The following is a 17,846-nucleotide window of genomic DNA, read 5'->3' as shown; positions in this document are numbered from 1 at the left end:
AAATTAGGAGCTTGTTTTTCCCAGTTTTTTAGGGGATTTTTTCATGTCGACAGTTGGTGATTACCTGCAAAACCTGCCGCCTGATCGCCGAGTAGCGATGGCGAAAATCTGCAGCCTTATTCGTCGTTCGGCACGGGGTGTAAGGGAAAGCATGCGCCATGCCTTGGCCTTCTATGAACTTCAGGGGCCGCTTTTTGCGCTGGAGTCCGGTGAGAAATCCATGACGTTATATGTCGCCGAAGAGTCCGTGATTGAAGCCTTCAAGGACAAACTTCAGGTGGACATGGAACACCGCAGCATTTTGTTTAACGATTTGAATCGTATTCCGCTCGATAACATTGAAAAGATTGTTCGAGACTCGGTGACCGCCCGCCGCAGCCGTGTGGCTCAGGGTGAAGTGCCGACTCAGGCTCAGATGCTCACCATCTGGGGGGTAACTGAAGAGGATGCTAAAGCTCCGCCGCCCGTTGTGCGCATCTCTATGAAGAGCCGCGAGGAAGATGTCATCGAAATCATTGATGATACGAAAAAGGCGAAAAAATAAGCCTTCTGATCTCAGAGCAACGATAAGCGAGTCTTTACGGCTCGCTTTTTTCAATCGCTCTCATAGCTTTTATTGAAAGACTCTATCCAAATTTTGTATCAGTCAGTATCCTTACGTCTGATTATGTCTGATTCGAAAAACAACGCTTCCCGTAATGACCGACAATTGACCGTTAAAGTCGCTGTAACTTTAGCGTGCAAAATTGCCGTAATTGCTTGTTTAGGCTATCTTTTTTTCGGTTCAGACAAACGGGTAGAGACCGACCCGCAGTCTGTCGGACAGGCGCTTTTGGCCGACACCGCTCCGGTCTCCTCTGTGGCAGAAAAGAATAAATCCCCCTAACTGCCGCAGTTAATCTCTTCAAAAGGTTCTTTTTATGATTTCGACCGAATTAGTTGATCTTTCACGGTGGCAGTTTGCACTGACCTCCATGTATCACTTCATTTTCGTGCCACTCACGCTCGGGCTTTCGTTCATGCTGGTCGTCATGGAAGCCTGCTACGTGGTAACCGGAAAAGAAGTCTACAAAGACATGACAAAATTCTGGGGCAAACTTTTTGGCGTCAATTTTGCGCTGGGGGTTGCTACCGGTATCACGATGGAATTCCAATTTGGCACAAACTGGGCCTACTACTCGCACTATGTCGGCGACATTTTCGGCGCCCCGCTTGCCATTGAAGGCCTTATGGCTTTCTTCTTGGAATCAACCTTCATCGGACTCTTTTTCTTTGGCTGGAAACGTCTTAAAAAATCCACCCACCTTATTGTGACGATTTTCATGGCCCTGGGTTCCAACCTCTCGGCCTTGTGGATTTTGATCGCCAATGCCTGGATGCAATATCCGGTCGGCTCGGACTTTAATTTTGAAACCATGCGCATGGAAATGACCAATTTCTTTGACGTGATTTTAAGTCCCTGGGCCCAGGCTAAATTTGGTCACACGATTGCCGCGGGTTACGTCACCGGCGCGCTTTTTGTTTTAGCCGTGTCGGCTTGGTACATGCTCAAAGGCCGTGATTTGGAATTTGCTAAACGTTCTTTCCGAGTCGCCGCTGCTTTTGGTTTGATCGTCTCGATTTTCACCATTCACTTAGGTGATGAATCAGGTTACCTTGTCGCTAAAGATCAACCGGCCAAGATGGCTGCGATGGAAGCCGCCTGGGAAACGGTTCCCGCCCCGGCTCCGATGACGATTTTCGGTCTTCCTGACGAAGAAAACCAAGTCACTCGAGCCAATGTTGAAATCCCCTGGCTCTTTGGCATCATCGCCACGCGCTCCCTTGATACGCCGATTCCCGGCATTAAGGATTTGATTGAACAAAATACCCAACGCATCCAAAACGGTATTGTGGCCATGCAAACGCTGACGGCTTTGCGAAAAGACCCTGATAACGCCGCCTTGCGTGAACAATTTAGTGCCGTTAAAGACGATTTGGGCTACGGAATGCTTTTGCGCAAATACACGGAAGATCCGTCTCGTGCAACACCTGAGATGATTGCTCAAGCTGCGCAAGACACCATTCCCGGCGTCAACATCATGTTCTGGAGCTTCAGAGCCATGGTGGGCTGCGGTATTGCGCTTTTATTGGTCTTTGCCTTCGGTCTTTACTATTCAGCCAAGGATTTGATCACCTCTCGCCGTTGGCTTTTAAAGGCAAGCTTTTTAGCTCTGCCCTTACCGTGGATTGCCTGTGAATTGGGTTGGATGGTGGCTGAATACGGCCGTCAACCGTGGAGTATTTATGAAATTCTCCCCGTGCATCTTTCCACTTCCACATTGTCTGTCGGAAGTGTGATGGGCTCACTTATCGGTTTTGTCCTTCTGTATTCCGCCCTTTTGGTTGTGGAAATGTGGCTCATGATCAAACTGATTAAGACCGGTCCGAGTTTCTTAGGTACCGGCCGTTATTTCTTCGAACGCAACCGTTTAAATGACAAGGAGTAAAGCATCATGATCGATTATGAAATCCTGAAACTTGTCTGGTGGCTTTTCGTGGGTGTTCTTTTGGTTGGCTTTGCCGTTATGGACGGCCAAGACATGGGGGTGGGTTCGCTTTTGCCCTTCTTGGGTAAAAACGACACCGAACGCCGCGTGATGATTAACACGGTTGCTCCCCACTGGGACGGTAACCAAGTCTGGCTTTTAACGGGAGGCGGCGCCATCTTTGCCGCTTGGCCGCTCGTTTACGCCACAGCTTTCTCCGGACTTTACTGGGCGCTCTTTATTGTGCTTGCCGCCCTTATTTTGCGTCCGGTAGCCTTTGACTACAGAAGTCGGGTGCCCGCTGAAAAATGGCGTACCTCTTGGGACTGGGCTTTGTTTATCGGCAGTTTCGTGCCGCCCATTATTTTTGGTGTAGCCTTTGGCAATATGCTCCAAGGCGTGCCGTTTCATTTCGATGAAACATTGCGCTCGACCTACACCGGAAGTTTTTGGGCTCTTTTAAATCCCTTTGCCCTCCTGTGCGGCGTGGTTTCCATTGCCATGATCATTTTCCATGGCGCCAACTACTTGATTCTTCGCACAACCGGACAGCTGCAAGCTCGTGCCCGTAAAGTCGGTTTGATGGCTGGAACGGCAACAGCGGTGTTGTTTGCTTTAGGCGGCATCTGGGTTTACTTCGGCATTCAAGGTTATGTCGCAACCGACATCAATCCCGCAGGCGTTGCCAACCCCCTCTTAAAGAGCGTACAAGTAAGCGATGGCGCATGGTTTACGAATTTCTTCAATTATCCCGTACTCTTTGTCATTCCTGTTTTAGGCATTGCGGCTGCGTTAATTGGGGTTTTGTGTGAATACGTCTGGCGTCCGCTTTCAGCGGTTTTGGCTAGCGCCGTGAGCATTCTTTGCATTGTGCTCACGCCCTTGATCGCCATGTTCCCGTTTATTCTGCCGTCTTCGAGCCATCCGGTCTCTTCGCTCACCATGTGGGACTGCACAAGCTCTCAGCTCACCCTACAGGTGATGTTTATTGTGACGCTTATTTTCCTGCCGATCGTTTTGATCTACACAGGATGGGCTTACAAGGTGATGAGCGGGAAACTTACGGCTCAATACATTAAAGAAAACGACAAGTCGCTTTATTAAGGAGTAACTCTATGTTCTACATTTACTGGTTTGTCGGGTTGCTTTTAGCGATTGTCTTCGCTGTTTTGATGGCAGCCATGTATGAGCTCAAAAATGACGACGCTTCGCAAGAAAAATAATGGCTAAGGGCGTTATTATCACTCGCTTTATTTCCATCGTGGCGGCTTTAGCCGTCACGGTGGCTGTCGTTTGTTTTCCAAGACTCGTAGCGATTGATATGCATGCCGTACCGCACGGCTGGTTGGTATGCCTTTTATTGGGAATGAGCTTTGCCTACGTTCACGGCTTCGGCTTTATTCCTGAGAATAAAACCCTCAAAATTCTTTTCTCTCCGCTTGTCGCCTGGCCCCTGATGATCGTCGGAGCCACGATGATCTCGCTCTAATTTCAATCCCGCTTCAAAAGCCAATGCATTTGCACTTGAGCGGTATGAACACTATCGGATAACCAAACCACCCCGTCCTGAACTGTTACGGTTAAATGCATCGTGCGACTCATAAGCGGTAGCATTTGAGCAACTTCCGCATCCTTTAGCATAGCCACCGAGAGCTTATCGACTTTGCGCATATCAGCGCAATGCTGTTTCCACCAAGGATCGATTCTATCTTCACCGTAGGCGATGACGATTTCTTCATCACTGCGGCCGGCCGCTTTTCGAATCTGTTTGATATCGGGCACACCCACATCAATCCAACGGACAATGGCTCCCGTATCATCGATTTCCCATAGGGCGGGTTCCCCTTCTGTTGAAAGCCCGCGACCGAATTCTAAGCGCATGTCTGTTTCGCCAACGTATAAGCAAAAAGCTAACATGCGGATAGCCAAACGCTCCTCGGTTTCGGACGGATGACGCGCAAGGGTACAGAGGTGCGAACCGTAATAACCGCGGTCCACATCCGAAATATCAATATTGGCTTTGTAAATCGTTGCCCCGAGCGCCATGCCTTCTTCCTCTTAATTAAACGCGCCTTATGTTATTACGCACCTAAAAGAAAAGCCAGTCTCCCACGTCATGAGAAACCGGCTTTCTAGGTGTTTTAATCTAAATCAGATTAGAAACGGTATTGCATTTGAATGCCAAGGAGGTAGGCATCCAAAGAGTCGAATTCTCCAGCTTTCGTACCGTTGACATCATCGTAAAGATCTTTATCACCAACACCCATCAAGTAGGTTGCACCAATATCAAATTGGAGATCCTTTGTGGCGTACCAAGAGGCACCCAAGGACAACCAAACACGATCAGTATCCGGAATCACAGCCATACGAGTGGATTGATCATCAACCGGACTCGTTTCATAAGCGATACCACCACGGACGGTGAACGCATTGTTAATCTTGTAGTCGGCACCGACAGAGAAGAGCCACGTGTCTTTCCATTCATTAACAACATCCACATTTGTCAACATCTCACTGCTTAAACCAAGTTGACCAAGAGCAGGGTTGCTCGAAATCAAACCATCAAAAGCGCCCAAGATTGATCCAGGAACATCATTTTCAATATTAAGTTCCTTGAAATTGGACCAGTTCGCCCAACGAATTAACCCAGACAAACGTAATTTTTCTGTAGCTTCCCAAGTACCCGTTAACATAACTGTGTCGGGGGTCTTAATACTTGTGGACATACCAAAGGTTTGTCCTTCCAAAGAAGACAATGCTTGACCTAAAGCTGGCATTTGAATCCCACCGAGGGTACCATTCATTCCACTAAGCTTTGTTGTACCATCAGCGTCGTGTTCAATGGCAGAACGATAGGCTAAACCAAAGCGCAACTTATCAGTCGGGCTGATCATAATACCCAAGTTAAAGCCCCAATCCCAGCTGTCAGCTTCAACCTTACCATGACCTAAATACATATCCCCTTCTTTCAATCCCATTCCAAGTTCTGCCTTGGCATATTGAACGGAGATACCAGCACCTACGCTTAAGAAATCGTTAACCTTCCAAGCAATGTTCGGATTCATGTCAAACGTGTAGATCTTCGCATTGGTACCACGTTGGCTTTCAGACCAGTTTCGGTCATACTCCGTACCCATTCCGAAGGGCACCGTCATCGCAAAACCCAACCAAATTTTGTCATTGACTTGGTGCGTCACGTAACCTGCAGGAATCATTTGTCCTTTCAAACGACCATTTTCACTAGATCCATCTTTTCCGTTGTAGTCAGCATTCAAAGCAATCCACACGCCACCGGCTTGGAAACGCGTACCTTCCAACAAGGTCATACCGGCGGGGTTGTAGTGAACTGCAGACAAGTCGTCACCGACGATACCGGCACCGGCGTATGCACGACCAGCACCTAAAGAGGATTGTTCCGTTAATTGGAAACCGGCAGCCAAGGCCGTAGAAGTTGCGGCGGCCACACCAGTCAGCACCAACGCAGCAGCACTCTTTTTCATGAAAGACATCAATTCTCTCCAGAATGGGAAAAATTAAAAACAAAAGCGTAAAGGTTTAGGAACAAGCAAGAACAAAACCTTTACGCTTCCGAAACGACTGAATTTTGCGGATTTTTTGTGTCTAAATTTTACTATTTTTATTAGTAATAACCCTAATACTACCCAAAACGGTTTAATCTACTTAAAAATAGAAAAAACCTTTAATAATCAGAGAATACCGGCCGGTATTGGCGCAGACGCAACCAGCCTACCACAATACGGTAAGCCACCCAAATTCCCAACACTACAAAGCCGATTAACCAAATAAAGGGGCCGATCACAAAAGGCGTCAACAACACACCAACAATAGCCACCAAAACCGTCCAAATCATGCCATACCAAAAAGTTCGGATTTGCCAGGAAAAATGCGATTGAAGAAAAGTCCCCCTGGCATCAGGCGCCATAATGTAATTGAGAATAACTGCCGCAATAGAAGGCCACCCGAATAAAAAGGCCGAAATAATGGTTGCACCCGTCATTAAGCCAATCACGATACTTAAACCGTGCAAAATGTAGACGAGCTGCGTGACAAACAACAAATTCTTCTTCGGCGCCTCATTGTTATAGGGTGTCAAATCTGACATCTTCGTTTTTCCTTCTTCTATTTATAATTTTTCTTGCATTAAAAATTAGCACACTTCGGCATACGATTGCGGAAGTTTTTAAATTTACATACATTCTGATACGCTATCGAGCATTCAATTGGCAAGGAGAAAACCGTGAGACTATTACTGGTAGAAGACGACCCGATGATCGGAGAAAGTGTTGTCGATGGCCTCACCGATGAGGGTTATGCAGTGGATTGGGTACAAGACGGCCATTCTGCTCTTTTAGCTCTCCGCACAACCGAATTCTCTCTTGTCATCTTGGACTTAGGCCTGCCCGGTAAAGACGGCATCAAAGTGCTCGAAGAAATGCGAGCCGAGCGTAATCTCACTCCAGTTCTTGTGACAACCGCACGCGATACGGTTGAAGACCGCATTAAGGGGTTGGATGCCGGCGCCGATGACTATCTCATCAAACCCTTTGATTTAGATGAATTGTTTGCCCGTGTGAGAGCCCTTCTTCGCCGCTCCGCGGGCCGCGCAGAACCCATGATTGAACGCGGACGTCTGCAAATTAAACCTGCCACACATGAAGTCATCTTCAATGGCGAGTCTATTTTGCTCTCTAGCAAAGAATTCGCCCTTCTTTTAGCGCTCGCAGAGCGCCCGGGACTGGTTCTCTCTCGCTCTCAATTGGAAGAAAAACTCTACAACTGGGACTCTTCCATCGGCAGCAACGCTATTGAAGTGCATATCCACCACCTTCGCAAGAAGCTAAGCGAAGATGCCATTAAAACCGTCCGCGGTGTGGGTTACATTCTGGAAACCTAAACCATCATGTATTCCATTCGCGACAGACTATTATGGACGTTTTGTATCGCGCTGCTCTTAGCAGGGGTAGCGGCGACCTACATGACGTTTATCTCTGCCCGTGGCGAAGTTGACCGTTTTCTAGACACTGAACTGCAGCAAATTGCCCTGTCTTTAAGCGCACACACCGACGGGACACTACCGGATGTCCAACCATCCGGCTCCGACGAGCAACATATTGTCATTCAGCTCTTAGACACCGTTTCCGGCCAGACACACCTATCCAGCGGTCTTCCCTCTCCTTTTCCGGTAACCGATATCGAAGGTTTTGCCAACATTCGTCACGAAGGACAGACCTGGCGAATTTTTGCTTTAAAGACTGTTCACAATATTTCTATTATCACGGCTCAGCCCGTGGATGTCCGAGTGAAATTAGCTTTTACATCCGCGCTTCACATTTTGCAGCCTTTGGTTTTACTACTGCCTTTTTTAATCGTCGCTGTGTGGCTGTTGGTTGGGCAGGGCTTAGCAAGCCTTAATCGAACCGCCAAGATCGTTTCCACCCGCTCATCCACATCACTGGAACCGTTGCCTGTTAAAGGGCTCCCGGTTGAAGTTAAGCAGTTGGTTTTGGCTTTAAATGATTTATTGGCCAAATTGGAGCAAAGCCTTGAAGCGCAAAAGCGATTTGCTTCTGACGCTGCGCACGAGCTTAGAACCCCGCTGACCGCACTCAAACTTCAAGTCCAATTGGCCGAACGCGCTAAAACGGAAGAAAGTCGTCAAAAGGCCTTTGGACGGCTTCACGCTGGTATTGACCGGGCAACCGGTCTTGTGCAACAACTCTTGGTTATTGCAAGACTTGACCCCGATGCCCACAAAAAGCCCTTTGTTTCAGTCAAACTTGACGAAGTGATCGGTGCTGTTGCCGACGAACTCACGGTGTTGGCTCAACAGAAAAATATCTCGCTTGAAACCGCTACCAAAGCGGTTGTCGTGGCCGGCATGGAAGATGCGCTCAAGCTTTTGATTACCAACCTTACCGATAATGCGATTCGCTATACGCAACCCGATGGACGCATCCGGCTCTCTGTTAAGCGCGAGCAAAACGATGCCATCATTGAAGTAAGTGACAATGGTCCCGGGATTGCACCAGAGGAACGTGAGCGTGTTTTTGATCGCTTTTACCGCGCATTGGGAACCAAGGCTCAAGGGCATGGGTTGGGATTGGCTATCGTTAAACGCATTGTGGAAATTCATCATGGATCGATCGTCATTGATGACGGATTGGATGGAAAAGGAACCACTATGCGTATTCGCTTGCCCTTGTTAACTCAATAATTTCTAGTCTTTGTTACAAATAAAGCTTGATCGAAACAACCCGACAAACAAAATCAACGTGTTTTTTATTATCGTTTCAGTGTTTGGCAAATTACGTATTACACTGACAAAAAGAATTTATTTCGGAGTACTTTGATATGGTTAAAAAGAGTGTTTTGAAATCGGCCGCCCTGACGGTTGCATTAGCCGCGGCTTTCTCCTTTATGCCGGCGGCTCAAGCCGAAGTGCCGTTTTTCTCTTCAAATGACTCAGGCGCACAAGCCATGTTGCCTGACTTCACTAAACTTGTTGAAGAAAACGGCAAAGGTGTCGTGAATATCTCAACGATTCGAAATGCCCGTACACAAACCGTGCAGTCTCCCTTCCCTGGCATGGATGACCGTACGGCAGAACTTTTCCGCCGCTTTGGCTTTCCCATCATTCCGTTCGGTCCCCAAGAACAACGCGTGCCTGAACAACGCGGAACGGGTTCTGGCTTCATCATTTCTTCTGACGGTGTCATTCTCACGAATGCTCACGTGGTCGAAGGGGCCGATGAGATCCGCATTCGTTTGACCGACAATCGTGAATTCTCCGGCAAAGTTTTAGGTCTGGATAAAAAGACCGATATCGCCGTGGTAAAGATTGAAGCCAAGGATTTGCCTGTACTTAAAATCGGTTCCTCCGAACAATTGAAGGTGGGCGAATGGGTGGCTGCCATCGGTTCTCCTTTCGGCCTCGACAATACGGTCACAGCCGGTATTGTTTCGGCTAAAAGCCGCGCCCTCCCCTCCGAAGAGTATGTTCCTTTCATTCAAACTGACGTTGCTGTCAACCCTGGCAATTCCGGCGGCCCCCTCTTTAACATGAAGGGCGAAGTGGTGGGCATAAACTCCCAGATTTTCTCCACTTCGGGCGGCTTCATGGGCCTGTCCTTCTCCATCCCGATTGACTTGGCTATCCAGATTAAGGATCAGTTGATCGAAAACGGTCGGGTTATTCGCGGTCGAATCGGTGTCGGCATCCAAGCGGTTACCCAAGATTTGGCTGAAGCCTTTGGCATGAAGACGCCGCGTGGCGCCGTGATCACCCAACTTGAAAAGGGTCAACCCGGTGAAAAAGCCGGTCTTAAGGTGGGCGACATTGTCGTGGCTTTAAACGGTCAGGCCATCAACAGCGCCAACGACTTGCCCGTTAAGATTTCTGCCATGAAACCCGGCACAAAGGTAAAACTCACTGTTTTGCGTGACGGTAAGGAAAAGGACGTCACCGTAACCGTGGCTGAAAATCCCGAAGACAGCACCGCTCCGACCGAAGCGAAGCAAGCTCAAGGAAAACTCGGTGTGTCGGTTCGCGCATTAAATGACGAAGAATTAAAGGAATTGGATCTTACCAATGGACTGTTAGTCACGGAAGTTCGCGCTGCTGCCGCTCGCGCGGGCCTTATGCCTCGCGACATCATTCTGAGCGCTAACGGTAAGACGGTCAAAACGGTGGGCGACTTACGTCGCGCCGTGTCGGGCGCTGAAAAAGTGGCCTTGTTGGTACAACGTCAACAATCCCGCATCTTTATCGCCGTTGACTTAAAGTAGTTTCCTGTTCTTGAACTAAAACAGCCGGCTTCTGAGAATGAAGACCGGCTGTTCTTTTTAGAAGAAAGCTCTTAAGCCTGCTTGGCTTCAAGCTCTTTGAGCCTTTGTTTGAGTTTCTCTCGGGGCATATAAATACGCTCGGCAAGAACTTCGCAGATTGAATCAAAATCCATATCCGGATTTCTCAGGTATCTCAGGCCAATTCCCTCAAAGGTTGCCATTCCCATATCCACCAACGCCCAATCTTTTGCATTGTTGCCGTTTGGATTGGAAAGTTCTTTAAGGTGTCTCCGTGCCTTGACATCTGCCTCTCGAAGGACTTTTTCGAGTTCAGGATTGTGACTGGCCTCGGCCAAGAGTTCCAAAGAAAGCGCCACTCTTTCTTTTTTCAAAATACCAGACAAAATACGTCTGACTTGTTCAAGCGTCTTTTCATAACTGTCTTGGCTTTCCTGAAGGGCACAGGAATTTTTATAAAAATCCTCCATCCCTCGGGAAATCACCTCTTCGATAATGGCGGTCTTACTCGGGAAATAGTTATAGATATGGCCGGCACTCATCCCGAATTCTCGAGCGATATCGGCCATCCCCGTTGCATGAAAGCCTCGAGTGATAAAGCACTTGTGCGCCGCCCGGATAATTTCCTCACGGCGCTGCTGAGCTAAATTTTTCGCCATGGTTTAAGCCTCACTTTTGGCTTGAACCGAAGAGTCACTCTTTTGATCGGCGGATTTTTGAATGTCAACCGCACCGCCGCCCAAGGCTTTGTAAAGCGTTACCAAGCTCATGGCGCGGGCCTGTTGGGCAACAGCCAATTGCGTTTGCGCGCTCACGTATTGCCGTTGCGAGTCCAAAACCGTCAGGAAGCTCTCTGAGCCATGACGATAGCGGGCTTGGGCAAGCTCATAGGCCTTCTTCGTGGCATCCGCATAGTCTTGCGTGGCTTTAAGTTCACGCTCAATAGTGCCTTCAGTCGCTAACGCATCGGCCACTTCACGGAAAGCCGTTTGAATGGCTTTTTCGTAATCGGCTACTGCGATATCTCGTTCCGTTTCAGAGACACGAAGCGTCGCCCAGTTAGCGCCACCCGTGAAAATCGGAAGTGAAATCGAGGGAGCAAAGCTCCAGAGACGCGTACCGCCCGAGAAGAGATCATCCAATTCCGTTGAACCGGTGCCGCCCGAAGCCACAAGCGTGATTCTTGGGAAGAAGTTTGCACGTGCCGCGCCAATGTCAGCATTGGCTGCGAGCAACGTGTATTCGGCTTGAGCAATGTCAGGACGGTTTAAGAGCACTTCGGAAGGTACCCCTTGAGGCAAAACCCCGGCAAGTGTCACTACTTCCACATTGTTGGGCAATAAGTCTTCGGGAACATTTGTGCCAACCAAAAGCGCCAAGGCATTCATATCTTGAGCCACCGCACGCTGTGAAGAGGCGTAAGAAGCTTGCGCGCTTGCGTACATTTGCTTGGCCTGATTGAGTTCAAGCAAATTGATGGCACCGGCTTTATAGCTTGCTTCAGAAAGCTTGTAGGACTTCTCTTGGCTATCCAACGTTTCCTTGGCAAAAGCCAAAAGTGAGCGGTCCGCACCCAACTGTAGCCACAGATTGGCCGTTTCGGCGATGAGTGTCACACGGGCGCTCTTTCGGGCTTCTTCGGTCGCAAAGTATTGGTTCAAAGCCTCATCACTTAAGCTGCGAATACGGCCGAAAAGATCCAACTCATAAGAAGCCATGGCCAAATTGGCTGAATAAACATGGCTGACCGTATCTTGTCCGGTCGCACTCAGCGTTCTCGGCGTACCGGAATGTTCTCCGGAACCAACACCTGAGATGCTCGGTAAAAATTCCGAACGCTGGATGTTATACGCATAACGCATCTTCTGAACATTGAGCATAGCGACACGATAGTCACGATTGTTCTCTAGCGTAAGCTCAATGACTTTGCGCAAACGCTCATCGGTAAAGAACTCGTGCCAATCGGGCAAAGCCTGCTGATTGATCTTGGCATCGGCATAGGCTTCGCCGGTAGGCCAGGCGTTCAGAATCGGTGCCTGCGGTCTTTCATAGCTGGGAGCCATCGACATGCAACCGGTCAATGCCAAAGCCGCCACCAACGGTAAAAACTTAAAAGTCTTTCGCATGCTTATTCTCCCTTTTTATCGGCTTGCTGTTTTTCCTGCACTTGAGCATCAGATTCGGCAGGAACGCCGTTTTCTTTTTTCTCAGACTCTTCGTCACGATCATAGAACGTGAGCTCTCCGCTCTTTAAGGCCTTAGCTTCGAAAGCCGTTTCAGCTGCCGCTGCCTTCAAGTCGACGTTACGTTCATTGGCACTGCCTGAGACACGCATAATCATAACGTAGAAAAGTGGCACAAAGAGCACACACAAAAGCGTACCGGTAATCATGCCACCCAACACACCCCAACCGATGGCGTTCTGAGCGCCGGAGCCTGCCCCATGAGACATAGCCAAGGGCAACACACCGAGACCGAAGGCCAAAGACGTCATCACGATCGGACGGAGACGCAGACGGACCGCGTCAATAGCCGCGTGCACAATATCTTCACCGCTGTCGTGCAAGTCCTTGGCAAATTCCACAATCAAAATAGCGTTCTTACTGACCAAGCCGATTGTTGTAATCAAGCCGACCTGGAAGTAAATGTCGTTATTCAAACCTCTTAGGCCCGTCAGCGCCAAAGCACCGATCACGCCCATCGGAATGACCAAAATCACGGCAATCGGAATGGACCAGCTTTCATACAAAGCGGCCAAGCACAAGAACACCACCAAAATGGACAAGGCGTACAAGGGCGCTGCCTGACCACCTGCTTCACGTTCCTGGTAGGAAACACCCGTGTAAGCAACGCTATAGCCGGCAGGGAGTTTCTCAGCGATTTCTGCCACAGCCGCCAAGGCGTCACCTGAGCTAAAGCCCGTTCGTGGATTACCTTGAATGTTCACAGCAGACAAACCATTGAAACGTTCCAGACGAGGCGAGCCGTACTTCCACGATGTCGTTGAGAACGCGGAGAAAGGCACCATCTCACCGGCACTATTTTTCACGTACCACTTACCTAAATCTTCCGGTTTTTGTCTAAATTGACTATCGCCTTGGACATAAACTTTCTTCACACGACCGCGATCGAGGAAGTCGTTGACATACGTACTACCCCAAGCCGTTGCCAGTGTTGAATTGATGGAATTAATGGACACACCCAACGCGCGGGCTTTTTCCACATCAATATCCAAGTGCAGCTGCGGCGTATCTTCCATACCGTTCGGACGAACAGCGGTCAGATGCGGGTGAGCATTACCCATGCCAATGAACTGGTTGCGTACCGCCATCAATTCATCGTGAGTTTGACCGGCGCTGGCTTGCAGATAAATGTCAAAGCCATCGGCAATACCCAATTCAGGCACAGCCGGCGGCGGGAACGCGTAGGCATTCGCATCCTTATATTGAGAGAACTCTGCCATAGCGCGAGCCGTGATGGAATTAACGTCCTGACCATCGCCCTCACGTTCACCCCAATCCTTCAAGCGCACGAACATCAAACCGGTGTTCTGTCCCGTACCACCGAAAGAAAAGCCTGAAACCGTAAATACCGATTCAACGTTTTCTGCTTCTTTTTCCTGGAAGTACTGACTCATACGACCCAACACTTCCTGCGTTCTTTGCTGAGAGGTACCGGCCGGCGTAATCACCTGAGCAAGCAAAATACCCTGGTCTTCACCCGGCATAAAGCTTGAGGGCAACTTCATAAAGCCAAACACCACGCCGCCCAAAATAATGGCGTAAACCAAAAGCGTGCGGACGGTATGCGGAATAGCTTGACCAACTTGAGTGCGAATCATCAAGGAGAACTTTTCAAAACCGCGGTTAAAGCGGCCGAAAAAGCCCTGTTTGTTTTCGTGATGATCTTTCTCGATCGGCTTTAAAAGCGAGGCGCAAAGCACCGGCGTCAGGATCAAAGCCACTAATACAGAAAGCACCATGGCCGAGACGATCGTCACGGAGAACTGACGATAAATGATGCCGGTTGAACCGCCGAAGAAAGCCATCGGCACAAACACTGCCGCAAGCACCATAGCGATACCCACTAAGGCGCCCTGAATCTGACCCATGGATTTTTCCGTCGCCTCTCGTGGTGATAAGCCTTCAGTTCGCATCACACGTTCAACGTTTTCCACCACCACAATGGCGTCGTCCACCAGTAGCCCGATGGCTAGCACCATAGCAAACATCGTCAGCACGTTGATGGAGTACCCCATTGCCTGCAACACCCCAAACGTACCCAAAAGTACGACCGGCACGGCAATCGTCGGAATCAACGTTGCACGCCAATTCTGCAAGAATAGGAACATCACGCAGACCACGAGCACGATAGCTTCAAAAAGCGTACGAACCACTTCCTGAATAGAAATACGAACGAAAGGCGTCGTATCAAACGGCACCACCCATTCCATACCATCCGGGAAGTTCACCTGCATTTCGTTTAAGCGGGCTTTCACACGATCGCTCGTTGCCATGGCGTTGGCGCCAGAAGCCAAACTGATGGCCATACCGGTGGATTCTTTTCCGTTATAAAGAGCGATAACGTTGTAGCTTTCCTGCCCCATCTCGATTCGAGCTACATCCTTCATCAAAACACGTGAACCGTCCATGGACGTCTTCACCATAATGTTTTCGAAGTCTTCGACCGTCTCCAAAAGCGACATGGAGTTAATCGTGGCGTTTAACTCATAACGTGCTTCGGAAGGCAAGTTACCGATAGCGCCGGATGAAACCTGTACGTTTTGCTCTTCAATGGCCGCAACGATCTCGTCAGTCGACAAGGAGTACTTGTGAAGCTTTTCGGGATCGAGCCAAATGCGCATGGAGTAAGAGCTACCGAACACTTCCACTTCACCCACACCGGTAATACGTGAAAGCGGTTCCTGAACATTGTTGACCAAGTAGTCTGAAAGGTCAGCGCTGCTCATTTTGCCGTTTTTATCGACAAAGCCCACCACCATCAAGAAGTTGGCAGCCGACTTATCCACGTTCACACCCAGCTGTTGCACCACTTGCGGCAAACTGTTTTCCACAGTCTTTAAGCGGTTTTGAACCTGGACCTGCGCAATGTCAGGGTCGGTTCCTGCTTCAAAGGTGATATCAATGGAAACGCGACCGGACGAATCGGAATTAGAGGCCATATACAAATAGCCATCCAAACCGGTCATCGCTTGTTCGACCTGTTGCGTAATCGTATTTTCAATGGTTTCGGCCGAAGCGCCCGGGTAGGTTGCCGTGATAGTGACCTGAGGAGGCGCGATCTGCGGGTACTGAGAGACCGGCAATCTTGTAATCGACAGGATACCGGCCAACATGATCACAATGGCGATCACCCAGGCGAAAATCGGTCGTCCTAGAAAAAATCGAGACATAAATAAATCCTTTGCCTTGTCTTATTTCTTATTACTTTGCCGGAGCCTCAGTTGCGACGGCAGCCGGTTGAGCGATTTTGACTTGAGAGCCAATACGCACCTTACCGATGCCTTCAATCACAACTTTTTCACCAGCCTGCAGACCTGATTCAATTAACCAATTCGTACCGACCACGCGGTTGGCAACCACATTGCGTTGTTCAATCGTATTGTCAGGCTTAACCACATAAACGTAGGCCTGGCCCTTCGGGTCGCGCATCACGCAGCGTTGAGAAATAAGGACCGAATCCGGACGCGCACCTTCTTCAAGACGAGCACGCACGAACATACCGGGCAAAAGATCTCCGTTAGGATTGGGCACAACCGCACGCAAATTAATCATCCCCGTGCCTTCGTCCACTTCTTCACCCGTAAAGGTTAATTTACCTTTTTGCGGATAAACGGAACCATCTTCCATCAAAACGGTGACTTCAACCGCACCGTCCTTGGCCTTAATCTTGCCCGAAGCAATTTCGTGCTTTAAGCGCAACATATCAGAGCTTGTTTGACGAACGTCGACATAAATCGGATCCAATTGCTGCACCGTCGTCATAAATGTCTGATAGGCGTTAGCGAGTGCACCCGGCGTCACTTCAGAGCGGCCCACCCGTCCCGAAATCGGGCTTTCGACCTTGGTGTAGTCCAAATTGGTTTTAGCCGTCTTCATGGCAGCCCGTGCGGTCTTCATCTGAGCCTGGGCGGCATCATTGTCTTGTTTACTCACCGCGTTGACTTTCACCAACTGGGCAGAACGTCTGGCGTTGGCTCGGGCTAATTCATAATTGGCGACCGCTTCTTCATAGGCGGCTTCATACAAAGCCGGATCAATCTGATAGAGCTGCTCACCGGCTTTGACCATCTGGCCTTCTGTGAACGTTCTCTTTTGAATAATCCCGCTGATTTGAGGGCGAACTTCGGCTACTTGGTAAGCACTCGTGCGTCCGGCAAGCTCCGTTGTCATCACGGGAGTGGACAATTCTACGGTCACCACACCCACTTCTTGGGGCCCCTTCGGGGCACTCGGAGCATCACCCTTGCAGCCTGCCAACGACAAAGCTGCCACGACTGATAAAGCTACCGCTGCGTACTTGGGCGCAAACTTTGAAAACATGTTTTACCTTTCTCCAAACATCGATGCCGGCGTTGATCCGACAGAAAATAACCAAATGTGACTGAACGTTCATTCAGTCAAAAAGTGAAAGCTTGTTCATTATGGCAGAAAAGACCGAAAATTATTTTTTTATTGCTTGATCTTTAAGGCAAAAAATATTTCAGAATGTAACTTATATTAGGGTTACTACCTAGTGACCTTTTTGCATGAAAACGTAACAATGTCGTCGATTTTCTGTTTCGATTTTTGATCGGCTCGACATGTCTCTTGAGATCTTTCACCTGCAATACTTTTTAGCCGGCTTGGTCAGTCTTTTAGTGATCACCAATCCGCCCTCCAAAATTCCGCTTTTCATCAGCCTCACCCAGGGCATGGATGAAGCTCAACGCAAGTCTCAAGCGAGATGGGCCGCGATTTATGCCGGCATCATCATGTTTGTCAGTTTGCTGGCAGGTAATCTTTTATTAGCTTTTTTTGGCATTTCCTATGGGGCGTTACGTATCGCCGGCGGTTTCATGGTTGCGGTCATTGGCTATCAAATGCTTTTTGGCCAACAAACCCCCTCTCCCAATAAGGCTCCGTTGGTCCGTCGAGATCGAGAAGATTACGCGTTTTTCCCCATCGCCATGCCGATGATCGCCGGCCCCGGCACAATGGCGGTTATCATCGGTTTTTCCACTGAAATTGCTGAATACCCACACTGGGAAGATCAAGTCGGAACCTTTTTCATGATGACGCTTGCCATTATCTTCTGCTGTTTGGTCTGTTGGGCTGTCATGCGCTCGGCCGACTTCTGCGGCAGAAAGCTTGGGCCCTCTGGCACCATCATTGTCAGCAAATTAATGGGGTTCCTCTTGGTTTGTATTGGCGTGCAGTTTATCGGATCCGGTATCCGCGCCTTTGCTACCGGTATGTAAATTACACCCACGCT

General features: G+C 49.1%; 17 protein-coding genes. 10 read left to right on the top strand and 7 right to left on the bottom strand.

Translation table 11 applies throughout. From position 1 onward, the window contains the following. Positions 1–43: 43 nt before the first annotated feature. The 6 genes from M3080_RS02070 (at position 44) to M3080_RS02045 (ending at position 4,017) form a co-directional block, all read left to right on the top strand. The gene (locus tag M3080_RS02070) at positions 44–544 is read left to right on the top strand and encodes a DUF1801 domain-containing protein (RefSeq protein WP_249091688.1); all 501 of its coding nucleotides are present in this window, start codon (positions 44–46) and stop codon (positions 542–544) included. A 123-nt stretch (positions 545–667) separates the two neighbouring features. Continuing rightward, positions 668–886, top strand: coding sequence for a cytochrome oxidase putative small subunit CydP (cydP, locus tag M3080_RS02065; RefSeq protein ID WP_249091687.1), 219 nt, complete (start codon positions 668–670; stop codon positions 884–886). Positions 887–920: 34 nt separating this feature from the next. Continuing rightward, positions 921–2,489, top strand: a complete 1,569-nt coding sequence (locus M3080_RS02060; RefSeq protein ID WP_249091686.1) for a cytochrome ubiquinol oxidase subunit I — start codon at positions 921–923, stop codon at positions 2,487–2,489. A 6-nt stretch (positions 2,490–2,495) separates the two neighbouring features. Then, the gene (cydB, locus tag M3080_RS02055; RefSeq protein WP_249091685.1) at positions 2,496–3,632 is read left to right on the top strand and encodes a cytochrome d ubiquinol oxidase subunit II; all 1,137 of its coding nucleotides are present in this window, start codon (positions 2,496–2,498) and stop codon (positions 3,630–3,632) included. Between the two features lie 11 nt (positions 3,633–3,643). Then, positions 3,644–3,751 carry a cytochrome bd oxidase small subunit, CydX/CbdX family gene (locus M3080_RS02050; protein ID WP_022473140.1) on the top strand — a complete coding sequence of 36 codons (108 nt, stop codon included), beginning with the start codon at positions 3,644–3,646 and terminating at the stop codon, positions 3,749–3,751. Further along, positions 3,751–4,017: a cyd operon YbgE family protein gene (locus M3080_RS02045; RefSeq protein WP_249091684.1), complete on the top strand. Its 267-nt coding sequence runs from the start codon at positions 3,751–3,753 to the stop codon at positions 4,015–4,017. The genes M3080_RS02050 and M3080_RS02045 overlap by 1 nt, the downstream gene beginning before the upstream one ends. A 2-nt stretch (positions 4,018–4,019) precedes the next feature. Here M3080_RS02045 and M3080_RS02040 read toward each other — a convergent pair whose 3' ends face one another. The 3 genes from M3080_RS02040 to M3080_RS02030 form a co-directional block, all read right to left on the bottom strand. Next, entirely contained in the window at positions 4,020–4,574 is a 555-nt protein-coding gene (locus tag M3080_RS02040; protein WP_249091683.1) for a YaeQ family protein, read from the bottom strand. A 110-nt stretch (positions 4,575–4,684) separates the two neighbouring features. Further along, entirely contained in the window at positions 4,685–6,037 is a 1,353-nt protein-coding gene (locus M3080_RS02035) for an OmpP1/FadL family transporter (RefSeq protein WP_249091682.1), read from the bottom strand. Between the two features lie 191 nt (positions 6,038–6,228). Next, on the bottom strand, positions 6,229–6,651 hold the full coding sequence (locus tag M3080_RS02030) for a DUF4870 family protein (protein ID WP_249091681.1): 423 nt from the start codon (positions 6,649–6,651) through the stop codon (positions 6,229–6,231). A 135-nt stretch (positions 6,652–6,786) separates the two neighbouring features. On the opposite strand from M3080_RS02030, the gene M3080_RS02025 reads away from it, so the two are divergent. The 3 genes from M3080_RS02025 to M3080_RS02015 all read left to right on the top strand — a co-directional run bounded on the left by M3080_RS02025 (position 6,787) and on the right by M3080_RS02015 (position 10,334). Next, a complete protein-coding gene (locus M3080_RS02025) occupies positions 6,787–7,443 on the top strand; it encodes a response regulator (protein ID WP_249091680.1) in 657 nt (218 codons plus the stop codon). Between the two features lie 6 nt (positions 7,444–7,449). Then, positions 7,450–8,763 carry an ATP-binding protein gene (locus tag M3080_RS02020; protein WP_249091679.1) on the top strand — a complete coding sequence of 438 codons (1,314 nt, stop codon included), beginning with the start codon at positions 7,450–7,452 and terminating at the stop codon, positions 8,761–8,763. 137 nt (positions 8,764–8,900) lie between these two features. Beyond that, positions 8,901–10,334, top strand: coding sequence for a DegQ family serine endoprotease (locus tag M3080_RS02015; protein WP_249091678.1), 1,434 nt, complete (start codon positions 8,901–8,903; stop codon positions 10,332–10,334). Between the two features lie 71 nt (positions 10,335–10,405). On the opposite strand, the gene M3080_RS02010 is transcribed toward M3080_RS02015, so the two are convergent. Genes M3080_RS02010 through M3080_RS01995 form a run of 4 tightly spaced genes read right to left on the bottom strand, consistent with a single transcriptional unit; the run spans position 10,406 to position 16,915 of the window. After that, positions 10,406–11,011: a TetR/AcrR family transcriptional regulator gene (locus M3080_RS02010; protein ID WP_249091677.1), complete on the bottom strand. Its 606-nt coding sequence runs from the start codon at positions 11,009–11,011 to the stop codon at positions 10,406–10,408. 3 nt (positions 11,012–11,014) lie between these two features. Further along, positions 11,015–12,478, bottom strand: coding sequence for an efflux transporter outer membrane subunit (locus M3080_RS02005; protein ID WP_249091676.1), 1,464 nt, complete (start codon positions 12,476–12,478; stop codon positions 11,015–11,017). Positions 12,479–12,480: 2 nt separating this feature from the next. Beyond that, complete coding sequence (locus M3080_RS02000) at positions 12,481–15,765, bottom strand: efflux RND transporter permease subunit (RefSeq protein WP_283162502.1); 3,285 nt, start codon at positions 15,763–15,765, stop codon at positions 12,481–12,483. A gap of 31 nt (positions 15,766–15,796) precedes the next feature. After that, positions 15,797–16,915 (bottom strand): efflux RND transporter periplasmic adaptor subunit, encoded by a 1,119-nt coding sequence (locus tag M3080_RS01995; RefSeq protein WP_249091675.1) that lies wholly within the window; start codon positions 16,913–16,915, stop codon positions 15,797–15,799. A gap of 260 nt (positions 16,916–17,175) precedes the next feature. Here M3080_RS01995 and M3080_RS01990 point away from each other — a divergent pair, with 260 nt between their 5' ends. Next, positions 17,176–17,832, top strand: coding sequence for a MarC family NAAT transporter (locus M3080_RS01990; protein ID WP_022473128.1), 657 nt, complete (start codon positions 17,176–17,178; stop codon positions 17,830–17,832). The last annotated feature ends 14 nt before the right edge of the window (positions 17,833–17,846 follow it).

The sequence above is a fragment of the Parasutterella secunda genome (assembly GCF_023336895.1).
GTDB classification, from domain to species: Bacteria; Pseudomonadota; Gammaproteobacteria; order Burkholderiales; family Burkholderiaceae_F; genus Aphodousia; species Aphodousia faecalis.
The sequence above is the reverse complement of the archived record's forward strand: the minus strand, read 5'-3'. Positions and strand labels throughout refer to the sequence as shown.

Bases quoted from the DNA above. Each gene is read 5' to 3' on its own strand.
- M3080_RS02070 (WP_249091688.1), top strand. From the start codon at position 44: ATGTCGACAGTTGGTGATTACCTGCAAAACCTGCCGCCTGATCGCCGA.
- M3080_RS02060 (WP_249091686.1), top strand. From the start codon at position 921: ATGATTTCGACCGAATTAGTTGATCTTTCACGGTGGCAGTTTGCACTG.
- M3080_RS02015 (WP_249091678.1), top strand. From the start codon at position 8,901: ATGGTTAAAAAGAGTGTTTTGAAATCGGCCGCCCTGACGGTTGCATTA.
- M3080_RS01995 (WP_249091675.1), bottom strand. From the start codon at position 16,915: ATGTTTTCAAAGTTTGCGCCCAAGTACGCAGCGGTAGCTTTATCAGTC.
- cydP (WP_249091687.1), top strand. From the start codon at position 668: ATGTCTGATTCGAAAAACAACGCTTCCCGTAATGACCGACAATTGACC.
- M3080_RS02020 (WP_249091679.1), top strand. From the start codon at position 7,450: ATGTATTCCATTCGCGACAGACTATTATGGACGTTTTGTATCGCGCTG.
- M3080_RS02030 (WP_249091681.1), bottom strand. From the start codon at position 6,651: ATGTCAGATTTGACACCCTATAACAATGAGGCGCCGAAGAAGAATTTG.
- M3080_RS02045 (WP_249091684.1), top strand. From the start codon at position 3,751: ATGGCTAAGGGCGTTATTATCACTCGCTTTATTTCCATCGTGGCGGCT.
- M3080_RS02010 (WP_249091677.1), bottom strand. From the start codon at position 11,011: ATGGCGAAAAATTTAGCTCAGCAGCGCCGTGAGGAAATTATCCGGGCG.
- M3080_RS02050 (WP_022473140.1), top strand. From the start codon at position 3,644: ATGTTCTACATTTACTGGTTTGTCGGGTTGCTTTTAGCGATTGTCTTC.
- M3080_RS02005 (WP_249091676.1), bottom strand. From the start codon at position 12,478: ATGCGAAAGACTTTTAAGTTTTTACCGTTGGTGGCGGCTTTGGCATTG.
- M3080_RS01990 (WP_022473128.1), top strand. From the start codon at position 17,176: ATGTCTCTTGAGATCTTTCACCTGCAATACTTTTTAGCCGGCTTGGTC.
- cydB (WP_249091685.1), top strand. From the start codon at position 2,496: ATGATCGATTATGAAATCCTGAAACTTGTCTGGTGGCTTTTCGTGGGT.
- M3080_RS02040 (WP_249091683.1), bottom strand. From the start codon at position 4,574: ATGGCGCTCGGGGCAACGATTTACAAAGCCAATATTGATATTTCGGAT.
- M3080_RS02000 (WP_283162502.1), bottom strand. From the start codon at position 15,765: ATGTCTCGATTTTTTCTAGGACGACCGATTTTCGCCTGGGTGATCGCC.
- M3080_RS02035 (WP_249091682.1), bottom strand. From the start codon at position 6,037: ATGTCTTTCATGAAAAAGAGTGCTGCTGCGTTGGTGCTGACTGGTGTG.